Annotated in this window: 20 protein-coding genes and 1 riboswitch; of the genes, 14 read left to right on the top strand and 6 right to left on the bottom strand. The window is 64.2% G+C overall.

The window, feature by feature from the left end:
• Positions 1-6 precede the first annotated feature (6 nt).
• Both ATC00_RS11800 and ATC00_RS11795 read left to right on the top strand, forming a co-directional pair.
• Positions 7-1143, top strand: a complete 1137-nt coding sequence (locus ATC00_RS11800) for an ABC transporter ATP-binding protein (RefSeq protein ID WP_064252886.1) — start codon at positions 7-9, stop codon at positions 1141-1143.
• A gap of 17 nt (positions 1144-1160) precedes the next feature.
• Positions 1161-3299: a beta-galactosidase gene (locus ATC00_RS11795; protein WP_064252885.1), complete on the top strand. Its 2139-nt coding sequence runs from the start codon at positions 1161-1163 to the stop codon at positions 3297-3299.
• Between the two features lie 82 nt (positions 3300-3381).
• Here the strand turns inward: ATC00_RS11795 and ATC00_RS11790 are convergent, their stop codons facing one another.
• The 5 genes from ATC00_RS11790 to ATC00_RS11770 form a co-directional block, all read right to left on the bottom strand.
• Positions 3382-4167: an SDR family oxidoreductase gene (locus ATC00_RS11790; protein WP_064252884.1), complete on the bottom strand. Its 786-nt coding sequence runs from the start codon at positions 4165-4167 to the stop codon at positions 3382-3384.
• A 50-nt stretch (positions 4168-4217) separates the two neighbouring features.
• Positions 4218-5168 (bottom strand): sugar-binding transcriptional regulator, encoded by a 951-nt coding sequence (locus tag ATC00_RS11785; RefSeq protein WP_064252883.1) that lies wholly within the window; start codon positions 5166-5168, stop codon positions 4218-4220.
• A gap of 22 nt (positions 5169-5190) precedes the next feature.
• Complete coding sequence (locus ATC00_RS11780; protein ID WP_064252882.1) at positions 5191-6660, bottom strand: FGGY family carbohydrate kinase; 1470 nt, start codon at positions 6658-6660, stop codon at positions 5191-5193.
• A gap of 81 nt (positions 6661-6741) precedes the next feature.
• The gene (locus ATC00_RS11775) at positions 6742-7710 is read right to left on the bottom strand and encodes a transketolase family protein (RefSeq protein ID WP_064252881.1); all 969 of its coding nucleotides are present in this window, start codon (positions 7708-7710) and stop codon (positions 6742-6744) included.
• Positions 7710-8519, bottom strand: a complete 810-nt coding sequence (locus ATC00_RS11770) for a transketolase (protein ID WP_064252880.1) — start codon at positions 8517-8519, stop codon at positions 7710-7712. Before ATC00_RS11770 ends, ATC00_RS11775 begins: the two co-directional genes overlap by 1 nt.
• Positions 8520-8714: 195 nt before the next feature.
• Here ATC00_RS11770 and ATC00_RS11765 point away from each other — a divergent pair, with 195 nt between their 5' ends.
• From ATC00_RS11765 to ribB, 5 genes are all read left to right on the top strand, one after another.
• The gene (locus ATC00_RS11765; protein ID WP_064252879.1) at positions 8715-9689 is read left to right on the top strand and encodes an ABC transporter permease; all 975 of its coding nucleotides are present in this window, start codon (positions 8715-8717) and stop codon (positions 9687-9689) included.
• A 129-nt stretch (positions 9690-9818) separates the two neighbouring features.
• Entirely contained in the window at positions 9819-10757 is a 939-nt protein-coding gene (locus ATC00_RS11760) for a substrate-binding domain-containing protein (protein WP_064252878.1), read from the top strand.
• A gap of 30 nt (positions 10758-10787) precedes the next feature.
• Entirely contained in the window at positions 10788-12275 is a 1488-nt protein-coding gene (locus ATC00_RS11755) for a sugar ABC transporter ATP-binding protein (protein WP_064252877.1), read from the top strand.
• A 17-nt stretch (positions 12276-12292) separates the two neighbouring features.
• Complete coding sequence (locus ATC00_RS11750; RefSeq protein WP_064252876.1) at positions 12293-13081, top strand: SDR family oxidoreductase; 789 nt, start codon at positions 12293-12295, stop codon at positions 13079-13081.
• A 59-nt stretch (positions 13082-13140) separates the two neighbouring features.
• A riboswitch (FMN riboswitch) is annotated at positions 13141-13287 on the top strand.
• 111 nt (positions 13288-13398) lie between these two features.
• The gene (gene ribB / locus ATC00_RS11745) at positions 13399-14028 is read left to right on the top strand and encodes a 3,4-dihydroxy-2-butanone-4-phosphate synthase (RefSeq protein ID WP_064252875.1); all 630 of its coding nucleotides are present in this window, start codon (positions 13399-13401) and stop codon (positions 14026-14028) included.
• 49 nt (positions 14029-14077) lie between these two features.
• Here ribB and ATC00_RS11740 read toward each other — a convergent pair whose 3' ends face one another.
• Positions 14078-15673: a winged helix-turn-helix domain-containing tetratricopeptide repeat protein gene (locus ATC00_RS11740; RefSeq protein WP_064253062.1), complete on the bottom strand. Its 1596-nt coding sequence runs from the start codon at positions 15671-15673 to the stop codon at positions 14078-14080.
• A gap of 250 nt (positions 15674-15923) precedes the next feature.
• Between ATC00_RS11740 and ATC00_RS11735 the strand changes: the two genes are divergently transcribed.
• The 7 genes from ATC00_RS11735 (at position 15924) to ATC00_RS11705 (ending at position 22947) form a co-directional block, all read left to right on the top strand.
• On the top strand, positions 15924-16676 hold the full coding sequence (locus ATC00_RS11735) for an SDR family oxidoreductase (protein WP_064252874.1): 753 nt from the start codon (positions 15924-15926) through the stop codon (positions 16674-16676).
• A gap of 79 nt (positions 16677-16755) precedes the next feature.
• Positions 16756-17169 carry a cupin domain-containing protein gene (locus tag ATC00_RS11730; protein ID WP_064252873.1) on the top strand — a complete coding sequence of 138 codons (414 nt, stop codon included), beginning with the start codon at positions 16756-16758 and terminating at the stop codon, positions 17167-17169.
• Between the two features lie 88 nt (positions 17170-17257).
• Positions 17258-18355 carry an HlyD family secretion protein gene (locus tag ATC00_RS11725; protein ID WP_064252872.1) on the top strand — a complete coding sequence of 366 codons (1098 nt, stop codon included), beginning with the start codon at positions 17258-17260 and terminating at the stop codon, positions 18353-18355.
• Positions 18352-19956 carry a DHA2 family efflux MFS transporter permease subunit gene (locus ATC00_RS11720; protein WP_064252871.1) on the top strand — a complete coding sequence of 535 codons (1605 nt, stop codon included), beginning with the start codon at positions 18352-18354 and terminating at the stop codon, positions 19954-19956. The genes ATC00_RS11725 and ATC00_RS11720 overlap by 4 nt, the downstream gene beginning before the upstream one ends.
• A gap of 197 nt (positions 19957-20153) precedes the next feature.
• The gene (locus tag ATC00_RS11715) at positions 20154-21179 is read left to right on the top strand and encodes a helix-turn-helix domain-containing protein (RefSeq protein ID WP_064252870.1); all 1026 of its coding nucleotides are present in this window, start codon (positions 20154-20156) and stop codon (positions 21177-21179) included.
• A gap of 189 nt (positions 21180-21368) precedes the next feature.
• Complete coding sequence (locus ATC00_RS11710) at positions 21369-22343, top strand: AraC family transcriptional regulator (protein WP_037382247.1); 975 nt, start codon at positions 21369-21371, stop codon at positions 22341-22343.
• 97 nt (positions 22344-22440) lie between these two features.
• Complete coding sequence (locus ATC00_RS11705) at positions 22441-22947, top strand: hypothetical protein (RefSeq protein ID WP_064252869.1); 507 nt, start codon at positions 22441-22443, stop codon at positions 22945-22947.
• Positions 22948-23163 lie beyond the last annotated feature (216 nt).

Below are 23163 nucleotides of genomic sequence, written 5' to 3'. Positions count from 1 at the left end.
CTTCGAATGACCAGCGTAGAAATCCACGATGTCCAGAAACACTATGGCGGTTTCCATGCGCTGAAGGACATCAATCTTTCCATCGAAGAGGGTGAGTTCGTCGTCATGGTCGGCCCGTCCGGCTGCGGCAAGTCCACGCTCCTGAAGACGATCGCCGGCCTTGAGACGGTGACCTCCGGCAAGATGCGGATCAGCGGCAGGGACGTCACCAGGCTGGAGCCGGGAGATCGCGGCATCGCCATGGTCTTCCAGTCCTACGCGCTCTATCCGCACATGACTGTGCGGGAGAACATGGGTTTCGGCCTCCGCATGGCCAAGCGCCCGAAGGCTGAGATCGATGCGGCCGTCACGCGGGCGGCGAACATCCTGCGGCTCGAGGAACAGCTCGAAAAGCGCCCCAAGCAACTTTCCGGCGGCCAACGGCAGCGCGTCGCGATTGGCCGGGCCATCACGCGGTCGCCCGACGTCTTCCTGTTCGACGAGCCCCTGTCGAACCTCGACGCGGCGCTTCGCACTCAGATGCGGGTCGAGCTTTCGACGCTCCACGCCGAGCTCGGCGCGACGATGATCTATGTGACGCATGACCAGGTCGAGGCGATGACCATGGCGAGCCGCATTGTCGTGCTCAATCGCGGCCGCATCGAGCAGGTGGGTGCGCCGCTCGAGCTCTACAACAACCCCGCCAACCTTTTCGTTGCCGGGTTCCTCGGCGCGCCGCGCATGAATTTCGTCGCCGGCAAAGTCGTCGAAACTTCCGGCCGCAGCGCCCGTGTTGCCTGTGCCGGCGGCCATGGCGTGACGTTCGACGAGCTGGCGGAACCGGCCACCAGAGGCGACACGGTGACGATCGGCATTCGCCCCGAAAAGCTTCGCATCGACGGGGCAGGATCCGATTTCAAGTTCGCCGGACAGGTGCGGCTCACCGAATATCTCGGCCGCGAGACTATCGTCTATGTCGATGCGGGCGATCTGGTGACGACCGGTTCCGACAGTGGCACCGGTGTCTTCACGGTACAGATCGGCGATATCCGCCCATTCCAGACCGCCGCATCCGTTTCCATCGGCTTCGATGCCCGCGAGGCCTATCTCTTCACCGCCGAAGGCCGCACCATCAGCTCTCCCAAGCCTGTCGCGAGCCTCTGAATAAGGAAAAGAACGAAATGAAGCGCACTGCTCCAGCGCCGCTCTCGGTTTGGCGCACCCTCAATCTCGACGATTTTTTGATCGGCACCCCGCACTATCCCGAGCATGTGGACGAAAGCTATTGGCAGCGCGACGCCGAGCGCATGGCGGCGGCCGGCTTCAACGTCGTTCGGCTCGGCGAATTCGCCTGGCACATCATGGAGCCGCGCGAGGGCGTGTTCGATTTTTCGTTCTTCGACCGGGCAATCGAGGTGCTGGGTTCGCAAGGCATCAAGACGATCTTCTGCACGCCGACCGCCACCCCGCCCCGCTGGCTGACGGCGACCTATCCGGAGGTGCTGCGCGTCGACGAGAATGGCCGCGTGGCGACGCACGGCTCGCGACAGCATGCCGATACCAATAGTCCCGTCTATCGCATGCACAGCCGCAGGATCACCGAGGCGCTGGCGAACCACTATCGCGACAACCCGCATATCATCGGTTGGCAGACCGACAACGAGCTCAACACGACGTCCTCGACCTCCTATTCGGAAGCGACCGAGCGCGCGTTCCGCCGCTACCTTACCGATCGCTACGAGGCGATAGACGCGCTGAACTTCGCCTGGGGCGGCAATTTCTGGGCCACGGCCTATGACAATTTCGATCAAGTCACGGTGCCGCGCCAGCACAATCCAGGGTTTCCGAGCCCGGGTCACGTCCAGGACTATCACCGCTTCCTCGCTCACGCGACGGCAGCCTTCCAGCATGACCAGGTGGAAATCCTGCGCCGCGCGAACCCGGACTGGTTCATCTTCCACAATCTCGGCCGTCTCGAAGACATCGACTTTCGCGGCCAGTTCGGCCAAGACCTCGATTTTCTCGGCTTCGACATCTATCCGATGCTTTATGACGAGATGCGCCGCACCGGCGGCCACGCGGCGACGCAGGCCCTGCATCTCGATATCTGCCGCGCATATGGCGGCAATTTCATCGTTCCGGAGCAGGCCTCCGGCTTTGGCGCGCAGCCGGGGTTTTCGACAATGACGCCCGAGCCGGGAGAGATGCGCCGCATGGCGCTGAGCTCGGTGGCACGCGGCGCGGACGGGCTGATGTTCTTCCGGTGGCGACCGGCGCATTACGGCGCCGAGATCTACTGGATGGGGATCATCGACCACGACGATGTGCCGCGTCGCCGCTACGAGGAAGCCGCGGCATTTGCCCGCGACATCGCCAGGATCAAAAAGGATCTTCTCGGCACCACCGTCCGCATGGACGTCGCTATCGCAGGCGCCGATTTCGACAATCAGGAAGCCTACAAGACCTATCCCATGGGCATGCCGAGCCCGCTGGAAAATGCCGTCCACCTGCACCGCTATTGCCACTCCAAGGGCATCGCCTGCGGCTTCATCCATCCGGAAGACGATCTCTCCCGCATCAAGCTGCTCTATGTTCCGCATTGGGTGATGTGGAAGCCCGAATGGAATGCGAATATCGAAGCCTTCGTCCGCAATGGCGGCACGCTGGTAATCGGTGCCATGACCGGAACCCGGGACGAACATAACCACATCCCGACGGTACGGGCTCCGGGCCGCGGGCTTTCCGAACTCTGCGGCGTTCGCGTCGAGGAGTTCGGCCGCGTGGCCGAGCCCGGCGCCGACGGCTTGTTCGGCCTGAACGGCACGGAGTTCGGACTGCACAATCCGGCAAGGCGACTTGCCGCCAGCTCCGCCGCGCGAGGATACACGTTCGTCCTCGGCAACCGGGAGCACGAAGCCGCCCATCTCTACGAGTTACTCGAAGTCGATGCGGACGTCGAGGTACTTGGCCGCTGGAGCAGCCGCTTCGCCAGCGGCCGCGCGGCCATTACCAGCCGCAGAGTGGGCGAGGGCAGCGCCATCTATATGGGCACCTACCTCACCGACGCTCTGGTCGAGAGCCTGGCAGAGCAGGTATTCGCACGCGCCGGCATCGCTCCCCTCGTCGCCGACCTTCCCGCCAACGTCGAGGTGACCGTCCGCGAAGCGGCGGATCGCAAGCTGTTGTTCGTGCTCAATACGGATGAGGGCCCGGTTGACCTTTCATCGCTTCCGTCGGGAGTCGATCTGCTCAGTGGCAAAGAGCTCGATGGCCGCCTGACGCTCGGGCACCACGGCTGCGCGGTCATTCGCTTCCATTAGTGGCACAGCAACAAATCGGCGCGCGGAATGTCGGAGGATGCCCCATGCGCAATGGACGTGGGGGAGGTCTCCAAGCCAACCCTCACGACATGATCAATCCGCCGTCGACGTTGATCGTCTGTCCGGTGATGTAAGCCGCATCCGCCGAGGCCAGGAAGGCGACGAGGGCGCCGACTTCGGCAGGCGTCCCGGCGCGGCCCATCGGAATGCCCTCGACCCATTCGGCCATGAGTTCGCCCGGGCCGTATTCGCCGAGCATCTTGCCCCAGACCCTGTCATTGTAGTCCCACATCTCGGTGTGGATGATGCCGGGGCAGATGGCGTTCACGGTAATGCCTTCGCGGGCGAGTTCCTTGGCAAGGCTCTGCGTCAGGCCGACGACGCCGAACTTCGAGGCGGCGTAGTGCGGGGTGTAGATGAAGCCCTGCCGCGCCTGGCCGGAGGCGGTGTTGATCAGGCGGCCCTTCGTGCCGCTGGCGCGGAAGCGGCGGATCGCCTCCTGGCAGCACAGGAACACGCCCTTGGTATTGACGTCGAGGTTCAGATCCCATTCGCGTTCGGTGAGGTTCTCGACCTTGGCGATGGTGATGACCCCGGCATTCTGGACGGATACGGAGATGGCGCCGAGCTTCGCTTCGGCATCGCCATAGGCGTCCTGCACGGCCGCGGCGTCGGTCACGTCCAGCACGATGCCGATCACCTCCGCGCCGGTCTCATTGGCGAGCGCCTCGGCGGCTGCCGGCGTGTCCTTCTCGATTGCGGCGATGGCGACCTTGGCCCCTTCATCGGCAAAGCGCTTGGCGATGCCGCGGCCGATCCCTTTGTTGCCCCCGGTGACGAAAACCGTCTGGCCTGCAAAACGTCTCATGGTCTTTCCTCCATAATGCGCGAGCTGCCTTAGGCTGATCTCGGGCAAGATCAGGCCGTGAGCCGAGCCGCAGTGAACTTGTCGGTGACAAGCACATCGATGACGCCGAGTTTCAGGGCGCCTGCAATGGCTTCGGTTTTCGATTCTCCGCCCGCCAGCGCCATGACGCGGTCGGCTTTCCTGAGGTCTTCCAGCGAAATGCCGATGACCCGGTCGTTGAGCGGCGTTTCGACCGGCTTTCCGTCCCTGTCGTAGAAGCGGTAGGAAATCTCGCCGACGGCGCCGGCCTCGTGCAGCATCGCCATTTCCTGGCGGGAGAACGTATTGCCGGAGCGGGCGAGGAGCTCAGACGGCTCCACCGCACCGATGCCGACGATCGCCAGGCTGAGCCGGCCGAAGAGGTCCATCGTTTCGCGCACGACCGGGTCGGCCAGCATGACGAGTTTCGCCTCGCGCGAGGAGGTGATGCCCTGGACGAGAAGCAGCCGCGGCTCGCCGCCGGTGAGCCTGGCAAGACGCGCCGTCAGCTGCGTGGCGTGGGTCTGGACCGAGGCGTCCCCCATGCCGCCGAGGATCTGCACGATGTATTTCGCCTTGGCCGTCTTGAGCGGGTGGATGTTATCCACCATGCGCAGGATCGTCTGGCTCCAGCTCGAGACGCCGATGATCTCGTCCTGCTGCAGGGTAACCTCGAAGAAATGGGCGGCCGCCTCGCCGATGCGCGCCATGATCGCGCCGTCACGGTCCTCGGAACAGTCGATGACGATCGCCTCGGTCAGGCCGTAGCGCTCGCGCAACGCGGTTTCGAGATCGGCGAAGGTGCCCGGCGGCGGAATGACTGTGGTCCGTACGATGTCTTCCTGCTCGGCCCGCTTCAGCATGCGCGACACGGTCGCCTGCGACATGCGCATGACCTCGGCGATCTCTGCCTGCCGCTTGCCTTCGATATGATACATCTGAGCAACTCGGGCGATCAGTCGCAGCTCGTTGAGCCGTCCCATGGAAACCTCCAGGCGTGAATTTTTATTCACTCATAGTGGAAGGACCCGGAACGGTCGAGCGGTAGATTGCGTCCCGCCAGACCTGGAGGCGATCAGTGGCGTCGGAAACACGCGGCGCGATAGGATTGCCAGGGCGCGGCAGGGCGGCAATGGCGGCAAGATCCGGCCACACGCCCAGCGAAAGCCCGGCCAGATAGGCGGCGCCAAGGGCAGAGGCCTCCGGCGCGTCACACTGGGTGACGGCGTGGTTCAGCGTGTCGGCCACGCACTGCATCAGGAAGGTGTTCCTGCTCGGCCCACCATCCGCATAGAGGCGGCCGAGCGGCGTCGGCGACTGCGCCGACATGACCTTGAAGACGTCATGGACCTGGAAGGCCATCGAATCGGTCACCGCGCGGGCCATCTGGGCGCGGGTAGTGTTGAAGGTGATACCGGAAAACAGCGCCCGCGCATCGGACTGCCAATAGGGTGCGCCGAGGCCCACGAAGGCCGGGACGAAGCCGGGCCCGCCGGGCTCGGCGGTTGCGGCAAGGTCGGTCAGGGCCTGCACGTCGGCAAGGCCGAGCATCTCGACCATCCAGGGGAGCGCCGCGGCCGAGACGAGGATATTGCCCTCGAAGGCATAGGTCGGCCGGCCGTCGATCGACCAGGCGATCGTCGTCGTGATTCCCTGCTCGGGCGCGATGAAGCGGGGCAGCGTCGTCATCACGGACGAGCCGGTGCCGAAGGTCACCTTGCCGTCGCCGGGACGGAAGGCGCCGTGTCCGAAGAGCGCCGCATGGCTGTCGCCGATCGCCGCGGCAATCGGAATGCCGTCTCTGAGGCCCGGCACGTTCCGGGTCACGCCGAAGCGCGACGCGCTGTCGCGTACCTCGGGCAGGGCGGATTTCGACACACCGAACAGGTCGCAGAGCTCGTCGCTCCAGGCCTGCCGGTTGAGGTCGTAAAGCTGGCTGCGGGCGGCATTCGAAGCGTCGCAGGCATGGATTGCGCCATTGGTGAGGCAATGGATCAGCCAGGCGTCGATCGTACCGAGCCGCACTTCGTGTCCCGGCGGCACACGCTCCAGCAGCCACTTCATCTTCGGGCCGGGGAACATCGGATCGATGGGCAGGCCGGTGAGCGCCTGGACGCGGGGCGCGTGGCCGGCCAAGACCAGTTCGGTGCAGGCCGGTGCGCTGCGGCGGCATTGCCAACTCACGACCGGCCCGAGCGGCCTGCCTGTTGCGGCATCCCAGATGGTGACGGATTCGCGCTGGTTGGAAATCGCGATGCCGAGGACGTCGACCTCAGGGCCGGCGTGCAGGCACGCAGCAATCGCCTCCTGGACCGAGTCCCATATGCGCGAGGGGCTCTGCTCTACCCAGCCGGGCTGCGGGTGCTCGATGCCGACCGGAGACGAGCCGCGCGACAGGATTTCGCCGGCCGTGGAGACAAGCACGGCCTTGGAATTCGTGGTGCCCTGGTCGATGGCGAGGATGGCGGTCGTCATGGCAACTCCGGCAGGCGTGAATTGGGGGCGCGGCGATAGGGAGGGTTTGCCGCGCCCGGCACGGACTCTAGACGCGCAGCATCAAGCGCGAAAAGACTTCCGTGCAATCAAAGCGATGGCCGCCTCAGTGATGGCGGCAGGCGACATACCGAATTCGTCGAGCAGGAACTCGGCCGAGCCGGTCGGGGCGAAGATGCCCGGAACGCCCAGGACCTTCATCGGCACGGGCGCTTCTGCCACGACGACTTCGGCGATGGCCGAGCCGAGGCCGCCGAAGGTGGAATGCTCTTCCGCCGTCAGGATCGCCCCGGTTTCGCGGGCGGCGCTCACCACGGCCTCGACGTCGATCGGGCGGACCGTCGCCATGTTCAGCACGCGAGCCTCGACCCCCTGTTCGGCGAGCAGGTCGGCCGCCTTCAACATGCGGTGGGTCAGCGTGCCGTTGGCGATCAGCGTGATGGTGTCGCCGTCACGCAACAGGTTGGCCTTGCCGAGCTCGAACCTGTGCCCGGCCGGCAGGAGGTCCGGAACACCGACGCGCGACAGGCGCAGGAACACCGGTCCGTCATAGTGGGCCGCCCATTCCACCGCCGCGGCGGTCTCGACCGAGTCGCAGGGGGCGATCACCGGCAGGTTCGGCAGCACTCGGGTCCAGGCGAAGTCCTCGATCGAATGGTGCGTGGGCCCAAGCTCGCCATAGGCCATGCCGGAGGAAATGCCGATCAGTTTCACATTGGCGTTGGAATAGGCGATGTCGGCCTTGATCTGCTCCAGAGAACGGCCGGTCAGGAAGCAGGAGGCGCCGCAAACGAAGGGTAGCAGACCGCCATTGGCAAGACCGGCGCCTACGCCCACCATGGCCTGCTCGGCAATGCCGACATTGACCAGCCGTTCCGGCCATTTGGACTTGAACCCGTTGAGCTTCGACGAGCCGACGGAGTCGTTGCAGACCGCCACGATCTTGGGATTGTCCGCGCCGAGACGCTCCAGCACGGCAACGAAGGCGTCGCGGCAGTCGTGCAGCTTGGGAGAGGTGATCACGTCTTTCATCACAAAGTCTCCGAAAGCTCGGCCAGGGCGATCTGGTATTGTTCGGCATTCGGCACCTTGTGGTGCCAGTCCACCTTGTCCTGCATGAAGGAAATGCCGTGGCCCTTGTTGGTATGGGCGACGATTGCGTGCGGGCGGTTGCCGCGGCGCTCCAGTGCGGGAACGATTTCGTCCATATCGTTGCCGTTGATCTCGGTGGCGTCCCAGCCAAAGGCTTCGAGCTTGGCAGGGAAGGGGGCGAGATTGTTGGTGTCCTTCAGCGTGGCGCCCTGCTGGAAGCGGTTGTGATCGATGATCAGCGTCAGATTGTCGAGGCCGAACTGCGCCGCGGCGGCGATCGCCTCCCAGTTCGATCCCTCCTGCATCTCGCCGTCACCGGTCAAGACATAGGTGTGGTACTCGGCGCCGGTCAGCTTGGCGGCCTTGGCCATGCCGACCGCCACCGGCAGGCCGTGACCGAGCGGCCCGGTATTGGTCTCGACGCCCGGAACCTTGGTGCAGTTCGGGTGCCCGTTCAGCCGCGAATGCGGCTTGAGGAAGGTGCCGATCTCTTCCTCGGGCAGGAAGCCGCGCTTGGCGAGCGTTACATAAAGCGCCAGCGCGACATGGCCTTTCGACAGCACGAAACGGTCGCGGTCCGGATGCTTCGGCTGATCGGGCGATATGCGAAGCACACGGAAATAGAGCGCCGTCAGAATGTCGATGGCGGACATTTCCCCGCCGATATGGCCGGCGCCGGCTTCGAAAACCGCCTGCAGATCGCGAAGTCGGATCTGTCGAGCGATGCGGTCGAGATCGTTCGGCTGCATGAATCCCTCGTTGTGAATAAATATACAATGACCTATATAATTGCATGACACCGCAGCATGTCAAGGTGCGGAAGAGTAGAAAAGCCCAAAGAACCGTGTTGACACGGCGAGGATCGATAAGGTACGAATTTACAGACAAGATTGAATATTTATGCTGGCTACCGGTGAGGAAGCCGGAAACGGGAGGAGGGCGCCATGCTTGCGACAGCGACGGAGCGGCAAGGATTCGCGGGCGGGATGCTTCAGTCGATGCGAGGGGCCACGGGTCCGCTGCTCGGCCTCATTGTCCTGTGCCTGTTTCTCACCTTCGCCAGCGACAAGTTCCTTTCGATCAGGAACTTCCTGAACGTGCTCGACCAGATCACGGTACTGGGCATCATGGCCGTCGGCATGACGATGGTCATCCTGATCGGCGGCATCGACCTTGCCGTCGGTTCGGTCATGGCGCTGGCGATGATGGTGCTCGGCTATCTAAACGTCGTTGCCGGCGTGCCTATGTGGATCGCCATTCCGCTCGCCCTGCTGGTCGCTTCGCTGAACGGCCTGGTCGCCGGCCTTCTCATCACGCGCTTCAACGTGCCGGCCTTCATCGCGACGCTTGCCATGATGTCGATCGCTCGCGGCCTCGCCAACATGATCACCGACGGCCAGCAGATCATCGGCTTTCCCGCCTGGTTCAATACCATGGCCATCGTGCGCTTCGGCGGCTTCCTGACGCTGACGGTCGCGGTGATGCTGGTGGTCTTCGTCGTCGGCCTCCTCTACCAGCGTTATCGCCATGGCGGGCGCGTCCTTTACGCCATCGGCGGCAACGCCGAAGTGGCGCGGCTTGCCGGCATCAACGTCCAGCGGGCGACAGTGCTCGTCTACGTGGTATGCAGCCTCCTGGCGGGGCTGTCAGGCATGGTGCTGGCGGCACGGCTCGACTCGGTCCAACCCTCGTCCGGTGTCTCCTACGAGCTCGACGCCATCGCCGCGGTCGTCATCGGCGGCACGTCGCTCTCCGGTGGCACGGGCGGCATCGGCGGCACCATCATCGGCGTGCTGATCATCGGCATCCTGCGCAACGGCCTCAACCTGCTGAGCGTATCCCCGTTCATGCAGCAGGTGATCATCGGCGGCGTCATCGTGCTGGCCGTCACCGCCGAGACCTATCGCAAACGGAAATAGCCACTGTTCACCCCGCATGCAGCAACGCGGCGGGGAAGCGAAAACGGTCAGCAATGGTGCGGGCCGGCAAAAGGGAGGTGGAATCCTGCGAAACCAGGAAATCCACAGAGCAACTCGGAGGAGAACCCCATGAAACTGTCCAACCTGCTGTTGGCGGCAACCACCGCTGCGGTCCTGATGTCCCCGCTCGGTGCATCGGCCGCGGAAGTCAAGAAGATCGGCCTCGCGGTGCCGAACCTTCAGGCGGACTTCTTCAACCAGATCAAGCTCGGCGTCGAAAAATACGCGAAGGAAAAGGGTATCGACGTCGTGGTGGTCGACGCGAAGAACGACACCGCCACCCAGGTCAACCAGGTCCAGGACCTTATGACGCAGGACATCAACGCGTTCATCTATATTCCGGCCGGTGCAGCAGCGGCCGCCGTGCCGACCCGCCTTGCCCGTGAAGCCGGCATTCCGGTGATCAATGTCGACCGTGTCCCGGAGGGCGCGCCGGGCGATACCTTCATCGCCGGCGAAAGCGTCGAATCCGCCTACGCCGTCTGCAAGCACATCATCGAAAAGGCCGGCGGTTCGGGCAAGATGGCAATCATCCACGGCCAGAAGGGCACGACGCCAGAAGTCGATCGCTTCACCGGTTGCAAGCGCGCCATCGACGAGGCTCCGGGCGTGGAACTCGTCGCCCAGCAGTGGAGCAACATGTGGTCGGCGGACGAAGGCTTCTCGATCGCCCAGAACATGCTGCAGGCAAACCCCGACATCAAGATCATCTTCGGCCAGGCGGACGGCCTGGCGATGGGTGCTGCGAAAGCCGTAGACGTTGCCAACCTCTCCGACAAGGTGATCATTGGCGGCTATGACGGCGACGTTTCGGCGCTCGAATATCTCGCCAAGTGCAAGGGTCCGTTCATCGCCACGGCCACGCAGAGCACCCAGAGGATGGGCGTCCTTGCGGTCGAATCGGCGCTTGCCGTGGCCGCCGGTCAGAAGGTCGAAGAGCGCCAGACGCCGAATGCCGTGCTGACGACCTGCGACAATGCTCCGGAGTTCGTGAAGAGCCATCCGTAACCGGATCGATACCCGAAAGGCATCAGCGCCATGACGACCCGCTCTCCCATCCTCTCGCTCCGTGGGATCCAGAAGTCCTACGGTCCGATCAGGGTCCTGCACGGTGTCGATCTCGACATCTATCCGGGTGAGGTCGTGGCGCTGCTTGGCGAAAACGGTGCCGGGAAATCGACCCTGTCGAACATTGTTTCCGGCACCGTGCAGCCGTCCGCCGGTGAAATGACCTGGCTTGGGGCAGCCTATGCGCCCGCCAACCCCCGTGCCGCGATGGACGAGGGGGTCGGCATGATCCATCAGGAGCTGAAATTGCTCCCGAAGCTCTCGATCGCCGAGAACGTTTTCGTCGGTCGCTATCCGATGAAGGCGGGCCGGGTCGACCGCAGGGCGATGGAAGAAAGGGCGCGCAGCAGTCTGAAGCGGCTGGGTCTCGAGATCTCGCCCGACCGCCTCGTCGAAGGGCTCTCGACAGGCAAGCAGCAGCTCATCGAAATCGCCAAGGCGCTGACGCTCAATGCCCGCCTTCTGATCCTCGACGAGCCGACCGCCGCGCTCGGCGGCGAGGAAACCCAGCTCCTCTTCCAGCAGATCGAACGGCTGAAGGCGGACGGGGTGGGCATCATCTATATCTCGCACCGTCTCGAGGAAATCCGCCAGATCGCCGACCGCGTGGTCGTCATGCGCGACGGCGCCAAGGTGCAGGAATTCGACAGCGGCGACGTGCCGATCCGCACCATCGTCGAGGCCATGGTCGGACGCTCGCTCGAACGCATGTTCCCGGCCCTGCCGACGCCTCGGGAAGAGGTCACGCTTGAAGTGCGCGATCTCACCTCGCCGACGAATGCATTCCGCAATATCAGCTTTTCAGTCTGCAAGGGCGAGGTCTTCGGCATCGCCGGCCTCATGGGCGCCGGCCGAACCGAGCTCGTGCGCGCCATCACCGGCGCCGATCCGATTTCCGGTGGCGAGATTCTCTTGAATGGCAAGGCCGTGACGCCGCGCTCGCCCATCGAGGCGATCCGTGCCGGGATGGTTCTCGTGCCGGAGGACCGCAAGCTCCAGGGCGTCGTGCTCGATCATTCGATCGCCGAGAACATCGGCTATGCCAATCTCGGCGCAATCGCCCGCAACGGCTGGGTTTCCTCCCGACGTCTCAAACAGTTCGCCGACGAGTGCATCAGGAAATTCGGCGTGAAGGGCCGCGGCCACCAGGACGCCGGCGAGCTTTCCGGCGGCAACCAGCAGAAGGTGGTGCTCGCCAAATGGCTGGCGCGCAAGCCCCAGGTCGTCGTGCTCGACGAACCGACGCGCGGCATCGACGTCGGTGCCCGCTCGTCGATCTACGACCTCATCATGGACCTCGCCCGCCAGGGTGTCGCGGTGATCGTGGTCAGTTCCGATCTCGAAGAGGTGCTTGGCGTCTCCAACCGGATCATGGTCATGGCCCAGGGCAGACAGACCGGTATCCTTGACCGCGAAGAAGCAAACGACGTCTCGGTCATGGAACTGGCAACCAGCTAAACGAGGGATAAGTCATCATGTCCGAAATCACGCTCAATGCGCCGAAATTGTTCGATCTCTCCGGCAACGTCGCCTTCGTGACGGGGGCTGGCAGCGGCATCGGGCAACGCATCGCCATGGGGCTGGCGCAGTGCGGCGCCGACGTTGCGCTGCTCGATCGCCGCACCGACGATGGACTGGCGAAGACCGCGGAATTCATCGCCGGCGCGGGCCGCCGCAGCATCCGGATCGCCGCCGACGTGACCAATGGCGCGGCACTCAACGAGGCGGTCGCCCGCACCGAAGCCGAACTCGGCCCGCTTGCCCTTGCCGTCAACGCGGCCGGCATCGCCAATGCCAGTCCGGCCGAGGAGATGGAGGAAAGCCAGTTCCAGACGATGATGGACATCAACCTGAAAGGTGTTTTCCTGTCCTGCCAGGCGGAAGCACGGGCGATGCTGAAGACCGGCCGCGGGTCGATCGTCAACATCGCCTCGATGTCCGGCGTGATCGTCAACCGCGGCCTCAGCCAATGCCACTACAACGCCTCGAAGGCCGGTGTCATCCATATGACGAAGTCGATGGCGATGGAATGGGTGGGCCGCGGCATCCGCGTCAACACGATCAGCCCGGGTTACACGGCCACGCCGATGAACACCCGGCCGGAAATGGTGCACCAGACCAAGCTGTTCGAGGAGCAGACCCCGATGCAGCGCATGGCGACGGTGGATGAGATGGTCGGGCCCGCCGTTTTCCTTCTTTCGGATGCGGCAAGCTTCGTGACCGGCGTCGACCTCCTGGTCGATGGCGGCTTCTGCTGCTGGTAGATTCAGAGGCAGGCCAAGAGCTGGCCTCTTGCTTTTTGCTGCAGAAATTCCTTATCTACGCTTGTTCTCAGGGCGGGGTGAAAATCCCCACCGGCGGTATCCGGAGCGATCCGGGAGCCCGCGAGCGCTTCCGCCGATGCGGAAGGTCAGCAGACCCGGTGAGAGGCCGGGGCCGACGGTTACAGTCCGGATGGAAGAGGACAATGTCAGCATACCGCTCTTTGTCGAGCGGCGCGGACTTGTTCGCCCAAGGGATGGATAGCGGCCGAAACGCCGCGGTTTGATGCCGAAGCTGGCTACCCTTGAAAGGCAATGGAATGGCAATCTCGAAAATTGAAGACGCAGTCGCGGTCCTGGCGCTGGGCGGCATGGTCGTCGTCGTTGACGACGAGGACCGGGAGAATGAAGGCGACATCATCGTCGCCTCGGATGCGGTGACGCCCGATACGATCGCTTTCATGATGAAGCATGCCCGCGGGCTGATCTGCGTCGCGATGGAAGGAGAGCGCCTCGATGCGCTCGATATCCCGCTCATGGTTCCGCAGAACACCGAGCTCCATAAGACAGCATTCACCGTCTCCGTCGATTACCTGCCCGCAACCACCACCGGCATTTCCGCAGCCGATCGCGCCGCGACCGTCCAGGCGCTGATGGATCCCGGCGCGCGTCCGGCGGACTTCGCCCGCCCGGGCCACATCTTTCCGTTGCGGGCGCATCCGAACGGCGTGCGCGGCCGGCCCGGACACACGGAGGCGGCGGTGGAACTGGCACGCCTCGCCGGCAAGTCCCCATCGGGCGTCATTTGCGAAGTTGCCAATGACGACGGAACGATGGCCCGGCTTCCGGAACTCGTGGTGTTCGCTGAAACGCACCGGCTTCCGCTGATCACCATCAGAGACCTGATCGCATTCGTCGAGCAGCCGGCCGGCGCGGCACGGGCCGCGTAACCTCATCAGGCTGCCTGAAAACAGGCGGCCACGCTTCGGCTCGTCGAGCTCACTCGGGCAGACCGGCCAGCCGCAGCCCATCCGCGAACCGCGCCAGATCTTCGGGTCGATGGATCGGGAGCCAGTCCTTGAGGTTGGAGAGGCGCAAGGACGGATCGAGCGTGCGCAGGCGCTGCATCGCATGCCCTGCTTCGTCGATGCGCCCGGCGAGCGCATGGCTTGCCGCCGCCAGGGCGGCTGCCGGAAGCAAGCTGGGCAGGTTCCCGAGCGCCTTTTCTGCCCAGGCCGAGGCGGGATCGAAGCGCCCGGCGAAGAAATTTGCCAGCGCCATGCCGACCTGCATGCGGAACATTTCCGGATCCAGCGGACTGAGGCGAACGGCATGCGTCAAGTGTTCAGTTGCAGCGTCCGTTTCGCCGCGAAGCGCGCGTAGCGCACCGCCGAGATACCAGGCGGGAGCGAGATTGGGATTGAGCAGGACGGCCCGGTCGATGAGCGCGATACCGCCGTCGAGGTCGCCGGTGAGATGGGCGAGCGCATGTCCGCCTCTCGTCAGCGCCACCGCATCGTCGCGGCCGAGTTGGACGGCGAGCCGCGCCAGGCGAGCGCCCTCGGCGATCTCGCACGGAGGATCGATCATCCAACCGTTCAACTTTCGCCAGAAATGGCACCAGGCGGCCATGCTGTAGGCGGACGCGAATTCCGCATCAAGCTCGGCCGCCTTGTAGAACAAGGGTAGCGCCGCCTCGATGGCCTCCCGGGTTCCGCTGTGCAGCTTCGCCATGCCGCGCAGGTAATAGTCATAGGCGTCCAGGCTTTCCGTCGGCTTGCGCTTGGCGCGCTCGATCTCCGCCCGTTCGAGCTGCGGCGCGATCGCCCCGACGACGCTTTCGGCTATCTGATCCTGCAATTCGAAGATGTCGTCGAGCGTGCCTTCGAAGCGCTCCGCCCAGAGATGCGTCCCGGTCGTGGCGTCGATGAGCTGCCCGGTGATGCGCACCTTGTTGCCGGATTTGCGCACGCTGCCTTCGAGCACGTAGCGCACGCCAAGCTCTTCGCCGACGTCTCTCGTATCCACCGTCCGGCCCTTGTAGGTGAAGCTCGAATTGCGCGCGATGACGAACAGCCAGCGGATGCGCGACAGGGCGGCTATGATGTCCTCCACAACGCCGTCGGCGAAATAGTCCTGCTCCGGGTCGCCGCTGAGATTCTGGAAGGGCAGGACGGTGATCGAGGGCTTGTCCGGAAGGACGAGCGCGGAAGGAGGCTCCCCCGTTTCGCTGGGCGAGTGTCCGACGATGCCCGGTCCGTCGGGCTGCCTCGGTTTTGCGATGTCGCCGGTCTCGATCACCCCTATGAAGCGGAAGCCCTTGCGGGCGACGGTGCGGACCAGGCGCTGCTCTTCACCGTTGTCGCCGATTGCCTTGCGCACCGCGTTGATGTGGCTGGTAATCGTCGATTCCGAGACGATCCGGCCGCTCCATACCGCCTGAAGCAGATCGTCCTTGCTGACGACGCGGTCGCGGTTCCTGACGAGATGCAGCAGCAGGTCGAAGACCTGCGGCCCGACGGTCACCACTTCCGAGCGTAGGGTAAGCTCCCGGCGCTCGGGGTCGAGCGCGTAGTCTCCAAACACGAATTGCACGTCGGCATCCCTCGACCGAGCGGCTCGGCTTGCCAGCCGGAGCAGCGGCGACACTTCTGTCCATTGATAGCACGGCTCGCCGTAACGCGCTCGCATCTCTGCCGCAAGATGACCGACAACCCGCTTGGACGAATAACCAAGATTTCCTCAAGGTCAATTCAAGCCCGCGGCAAGGACTTCCGGCAAGCTTGCAGGCACTCTCCACCCCGGATCGACGGCAATGATGCGGTCGGCAGAAACGGAGAGAGCCATGAAGATCGTCGTCATCGGAGGCACCGGCCTCATCGGATCGAAACTCGTGAAGAACCTGAGGGAGCGCGGCCATGAGGTGCTCGCAGCCGCCCCCAACACCGGCGTCAACACCATCACCCGCGAGGGCTTGGCCGAAGCGCTGGACGGGGCGGAGATCGTCGTCGACGTCGCCAACGCGCCGGTTTGGGAAGACAAGGCAGTCCTCGAATTCTTCGAGACGTCGGGCCGCAACCTGTTGGCCGCGGAAGCTGCCGCCGGCGTCCGCCACCATGTGGCCCTCTCGATCGTCGGCAGCGAACGGCTTCCCGACAACGGCTATTTCCGGGCGAAGGTCGCGCAGGAAAACCTCATCAAGGCGTCCGGCATTCCCTACACCATCCTGCGCGCCACGCAGTTCTTCGAGTTCGTCGGCGGCATTGCCCAGGCGGGCACGGTCGGTGACGAGATTCGCCTGTCGCCGGCGCTGTTCCAGCCCATGGCCTCCGACGATGTCGCGGCGGCGCTCACCGATGTCGCGCTTGCGCCGCCGATCAAGGGCACCGTCGAAGTGGCCGGTCCGGAGGCGATCCCGCTCGACGAGGTGGTCAGGCGCTTCCTCAAGGCAACCAGGGACGCGCGCAAGGTCGTACCGGACGTGCACGCGCGCTACTTCGGCTCCGTCCTCGACGATCAATCGCTGACCCCCGGCAGCAATGCACGCATCGGCGCAATCCGGTTCGAGGATTGGCTCGCCCGGCAAGCCGCCCACTGAACCTCCGGCGGGCCGCCAAAGATGGATGCGGCCCGCTCAGCCCTGGCCTTTTGACAGCTACCCTCGAAGGAGAAATGCCATGCTTGCCCGATTTCTCTCGGCCGCTGCCTTCGCAGCGCTTTCGTTCACTGCAGCTTCGGCCGAAGACAGGCCGGCGGGAAAGGTAACCGTCGTCTTCGACCACGCGCTTCCCAACGTCCCCGGCAAGAGCATGAAGGGCGTTCTCGTCGAATACGGGCCGGGCGGCGGGTCGCCGGCCCACACGCATCCGAAATCCGCCTTCATCTATGCAACCGTGCTTGAGGGCGCGATCCGCAGCAGCGTCAACGGCTCGCCGGAAAAGGTCTACAGGGCCGGCGAGAACTTCTACGAAGAACCGGGCTCGCATCACCAGGTAAGCGCGAATGCCAGCGATACGGAGCCTGCACGGCTGCTGGCGGTGTTTGTCGTCGACACCGCCGAAACGGAGCTGACCACGCCCATCGGACAATAACCAACGTCGCTCGATGCCCGCAGTCCCGGGAGGCGATCGCCGCCAGGGCTGCTTCCCGGGTCATCGGCATCCAACAGGAACTGAGAAAATGGATACGCTCGAGGACAAGATCGCCATCGTCACCGGCAGGAGCCCTGCGAAAAGTGTCGTCGTGGCGCAATCCAAAAAGAAGAAGATCGCCGGCTTGGCTCTGTGCGTCGGCGCCGTCGCCGTCATGGCCGGCGGTTGGGCCTGGGCCAGTTCGGGCGGCGCGGCGTCGACCGACAATGCCTATGTCCGCGGCGACGTGACGTCGCTCGCGCCGAAGGTTGCGGGTTACGTCACGGCCGTGGCGGTTCAGGACAACCAGACCGTCCGAGCGGGTGACGTCCTGTTCCGGATCGACGATCGGGACTACCGTGCACGGCTTCAACAGGCCGTCGCCAATGTCGAAGCTGCCGAGGCTCGCCTCATCAATGTCGATGCCGAGACAGAGCTTCAGCATGCGCTCATCCGTCAGGCCGAGGCCCAGAGCCGGTCGGCCGCGGCCGAGCTCGATCTGGCGACCAAGGCCTATGATCGCCGCCGCGAACTCATCCGCAGCAACACCATCAGCCAGGCCCATGTCGATGAAAGCGATGCGGCACGCACCAGAGCCGAAGCGAACGTCTCGGCCGCCGCTGCGACGGTAGAGGCGCAGCAGCACCGCATCGCCGTCCTTGCCGCTCAGCGCGAAGCGGCCGTTGCTGCCGTCGCGCAGGCGGAGGCGGCGCGCGACCTCGCCCAGATCGATCTCGACAGCACCATCGTACGGGCGCCGGTCGCGGGCGTCATCGGCAACCGCCAGGTCCGCGTCGGTCGGCTTGTCGCGCCCGGCGCTTCCCTGCTCGACATCGTTCCGGTCAACGACGTGTGGGTCGTGGCCAATTTCAAGGAAACCCAGCTCGAACATATCCGGCCCGGCCAGCGCGCCCGCATCACCATCGACGGCTATCCGAACGGGGCGCTTGACGGCGTGGTGGACAGCTTTGCGCCGGGCAGCGGCTCTGCCTTCAGCCTGCTTCCCGCGGACAATGCGACAGGCAACTTCGTTCGCGTCGTCCAGCGCGTTCCGGTGAAGATCCGGCTTGCCAACAATCCCTCGCCCGGCCGCATCGTGCCCGGCCTGTCCGCGCGCGTCGAAATCGCGCCGGGAGGCGGCTCATGACCACGGTATTTACGGCCACGAGCCGCGACAGATCCGCGGCCGGAACCATTCTTATTGCCGGCGTCGTGCTTGCCACTCTGACCGAAGCGATCGCCAGCACCGTCCTGTCGCTAGGACGCGGCGATATCATTGGCGACACCCATGCCACGCCGGACGAGTTCGCCTGGCTGGACATCGGTTATACCACGCTCAAGCTTATCGGATTCCTGGCCGCCCCCTGGCTGATGAACCGCATTCGTCCGCTGAACCTGGTGATCGGCGCAACCCTGGTCATGGGCATCGCTTGCGGCATTGCCGCCATGACGGATCGCCTTGACCTGATGGTCGCCCTCCGCATCCTCCAGGGTCTTTCCGGTGGCACTCTGCTTGTCGCCGGCCAGGCGATCATCTTTTTCGCCTATCCGCGATCCCGCCAGCCGATCCTGCAGGCCCTATTCGCGATGGGGGCCGTTGTCGCCCCCGCGACAATCGCGCCTGCCCTCCAGGGGTGGTTGCTCGATAGCCAATCCTGGACATGGATCTTCTTCAGCGTCGTTCCGGTGGCGCTCGCGGCTGTCGGGCTGCTGTTGATCGTGAACCCGCCGACAACGCCCGAGACCGTGCACCGTCCGTTCGATTGGATCGGCTTCGCGCTGATCTCGGTCGCGCTTTTCTGCTTCACCTACGTCTTCAGCCAGGGCAGCCGATGGGACTGGTTCGAGGAGCCGCGCATCCTGTGGCTGACGGTGATCGGCACAGCCACGCTGTTGGCATTTCTCGGCCAGCAGGTTCTGGCCAAAGGCCGGGGCCTCATCGATTTCACCCTGTTCGGATCGGAGGATTTTACCTTCGCCTTCATCGTCAGTTTCGTCGCCGGCGCCGCCCTGTTCGGCAGCGCGTTCCTGATTCCGTCCTTTGCCGTATCGGTCCTCGCATTCAGGCCTACGGACGCCGGCCTGCTCCTGTTGCCGAGCGGCGGACTTTTCATCGCCGCGCTGCTCGTCGCCGCCTTTTTCTTCCAGGTGCGGCGCGTTCCGCCCTTCGCCACGGTGCCGTTCGGCATCGTGATGATCATGGTGGCGATGTGGATGCTCTCCGGTTCGACCAGCGAGAGCGGTGCCGACGACATGATGGCGGCGATCCTGCTGCGTGGCCTCGGCCTTGGCTTCCTGTTCCTGTCGATCACGCTGATCGCCTTCGGCAACCTCAACAGCCGAAACCTCGCCTCCGGGATCGGTCTCTTCAATACAGGCCGCCAGCTCGGCGGGCTCGCGGGGGTCGCAGCGCTCCAGACGCTGATCGACCATAACCTCGTCGCCAATCTCGCCGTCCTCGGCGCCAATGTCACTGCCGGCAAGCCCGCGGTGATCGAGCGGCTGGCGACCACGGCGGCTATGCTTTCGGCAAAGGGGATGGACGCAGCCGCCGCCAGCCGAGCGGCAGCCAGCCTTCTCGGCCGGACCGTGACAGGTCAGTCCAGCGTGATTGCCTTTGACACGGCCTTCAATGCGGTCGCACTGCTGTTCGTCGTCGCCGCGCCGGTGCTGGTCGGCATCAAGATCGGACTCTCCCGGTACGCGAAAGCGCGCTCTGCCCGGCTGCTGAAGGCGAAGGCGTCGTAGCGCCTGACACTGTTGCGCTTCGATTTTGCCGGCCCTATGCTTTGGGCAGTTTCGCGCCACGGCTTCCGACGGTAGGGGAAGCATGCGACACCAGGAGGGAAATCCCCGCTGTCTGCGGGAGGGCGCCGGCGAGGACGTGACGGGCACCCTTCCGCTGGGTCTGTCGTGGCGGCTTTGAGGGATGCAACCGGGGTCGCATGTCGGATAACAGCGCTGCACAAGCATCGTTTCAGTTTCGCGGTTCGTCATTCGACAGCATGATCGAAACGCTCGGCGGCGCTTTCGGCACCTTCGCAGCGGAGCCGATCAGCCAGGCCCAGAGTTTCCGTTGGGGGATCGACCTTTCGGCCTGCGACAGTGCCGTATTGATCACCGGCTATCATCAAAGCGATTTCCAGTTCCACATCGAGCCGACCGCCGATACGGCGGAGTATCTGTCGATCGTCCTGCCTCGAAACGGCGGAATGGGCGTGACCTACGGGCCGCGGACGGCGGAGGCGGGGCGAGGAGAGTTGCTCCTCTACAACAATTTCGAACCCAACAGCGTCATCATGCACGGGGAAGACAATGTCGTAGACGAGCTCCTGATCAACTGGTCCGTTGTCCTGCAGACATTGGGTCAGACTTTCGAGGCGCCCTTCGACGGATCCCTGAACCTGCTGCCGCAGGTGAGCATGTCCACGCCGGCCGGCCAGTTGATCGGCAATCTCGCAGAAACGATCATGGGCGGCATACGCGACAGCGGTCCATTGCTGCAGTCGCCGATTGCCATGGCGCATTTGACGCAGGCGCTCGCCGATGTGGTGGTGCGCCTGGTCCCCCACCGGCTATCGCATTTGCTGGACAAGAAGCCATGCCTGATCGCTCCGCGCCATGTCCGCCGGGCGATCGAATTCATGCAGGCCAATATCAATCAGCCGATCACCATGCCGATGGTCGCTGAAGCCGCCGGCGTTTCCGTCCGGGCGCTGGAAACCGGCTTTCGCGCCTTCCGGGACACGACGCCCGCCGCCTATCTCCTGAGGCTTCGCCTGCGCGCAGCACGCCAGGACCTCATCGATCCCGAGAACAATCAGACCATGAGGGCGATCTGCCTGAAATGGGGCTTCTTTCATTTCGGGCGGTTTTCCGCGGTCTACAGGGCGACCTATGGCGAAAACCCCTCCGACACCAGGCGGCGCGTCGGCAGTTCTGTTGGCACGGGCGCGGAAGTGCTGCGGTGAAAGCGTTCAGCGTGAAAGGATCTGCCGCTTGGAGCCTGCAACTCAGTGTGACGAATGCAGCCTGTTGCATTACAGGGTCCACTGTATGATGCTGTGCCGCCGCGGCGATGTAATATGGCATGCCTTTCAGCGTGACGTAGCCACCCGCGGAATCCGGCTCTTAAAGTGTCCGCAAGGAGAGGAGTTGCAATGGCTTTAGGGGATCCGGCGACGCGTCCGGACTGGGTTTCGTTCGAAGGGCGCGACCCGGACCGCCTTGCAGCAACGCTGACGAGTTGGGTCTCCAGTGTCGTCGTCCGGCCGCTTGGCAGGGAAAGCATCTACTACAATTGCGCCTGGGCGAATGCCGGCATCGTATCGATCGGCTGCACGCATATCGATGGGCGGATCCTCTTCGAGAGCGAGGCCGACGGTCAGCTGGTGCTGATCGTCCCGCTTCGTGGCGGTGTAGATCTTCGCATGGGAAGGCAGGCCTTTTGCACATCGCCGGGCCGGGGCGCAGTCATAGAAGGCGACCGCCGCATTGCTGCTCAATCCCTGAGCGCTCGCGAGCACATGTTCGTCGCTATCGATCGAGCTGCGCTGTTGCGCCAGCTCTGCGACATTGTCGAGATGCCGGTTTCCGGAGCCCTGGAGTTCTCGCCGGAACTCGACCTGTTGTCGGGACCGGGAACAGCAATTGCCAGCATGGCGGCGACGCTGAGAGCGGGGCTGGCCGGCGATGCACCGTTGCGCAGGTCGCCCCTCGCGCTGACGAACCTAAGTGAAGCCTTGATCCAGATGGTTCTCGACACCTTGCCTCACCGCTTCTCGGCAAAAATGCGCCGCGCGGTCTCGCCGGTCCCGCGGCATGTGAAAAAGGCGATCGAATTCATGATGGCCAACCTGTCGAAGCCGATTACCCTGGTAGAGGTTGCCACCGCCTGCGGGGTAAGTTCGCGTACGCTCCAGCAGGGGTTTCGCCAATTCAAGATGACCACCCCGATGAGCTACCTTCAGGATTTGCGACTGAAGGCGCTTCGCGAAGAGCTGACCCAGGCTCGGCCGGGGCAAAGCGTCACTGATATCGCGCTCAAATGGGGCTTTACGCATATGGGGCGTCTGGCGACCGATTACCGCAACCGTTTCGGAGAGCTACCATCCCAGACGCTCCGCTCCTGTTGAGCGGCCGTTCGGGATGCCTCACCCGCGCGCAATCGCTCGCATTCGTCGAATCCGGCCCTATAAACAAGGGAACGACATTTAAAGCGCGGAGCCGGAGATGCGCGAACCTGAATCCATGAGATTCCAGCCGAGCGAATGGGTGCCGAACCATCCGAGCCTGCCGGTGCTTCTTTATCGTCAGGCTCTGTCCGCCGCCGAGAGCGATATTGCGGCCGAGTTCGAGCGGCGCTTTGCCGGGGCCGGCTGGCAAGGGCTATGGCGCAACGGCGTCTTTTCCTATCAGCATTACCATATCGGCGCGCATGAGGTCCTCGGCGTCGCCGGGGGTCATGCCAGGCTGTTGATCGGCGGTCCGGACGGCGCCGTGCTGGAGGTGAGCGCAGGCGACTGTCTCGTCCTGCCGGCGGGGACCGGTCACAAAAATCTCGGAGCGAGCGATGGCTTTCTCGTCATCGGCGGCTATCCGCCCGGGCAGACGGCCGATATCCAGGCGAAGGCCGCCAGCACGACCGACCTGCAAGTGATCGCCAACCTGCCGCTCCCCGCAACCGACCCGCTCCGTGGGGTCGACGGGCCGCTGAAGCGCATTTGGAAAAAGGTGTAGGTCACGCGTGCGAGCGGCGTTTCCGAAAGTCCACCGGCACCGCGAATCACTGCACATTCCTCGTTGAACTTGCGCTTCCGGCCGCCCACAACAGCGCGCGAACCGGGCGTTCAAAACCCGCGCTCCCATGCCTCGGCGCCTTGAAGGGGGCACCGGTTGCCGATGTGCCACATTTATGTGCCGTAAAGTTGTCACACTTCTAAATTCTGCAACCCC

The organism is Sinorhizobium americanum (assembly GCF_001651855.1).
Lineage (GTDB): Bacteria > Pseudomonadota > Alphaproteobacteria > Rhizobiales > Rhizobiaceae > Sinorhizobium > Sinorhizobium americanum.
Note: the sequence above shows the minus strand (reverse complement) of the source record. Positions and strands in the feature narration are given on the sequence as shown.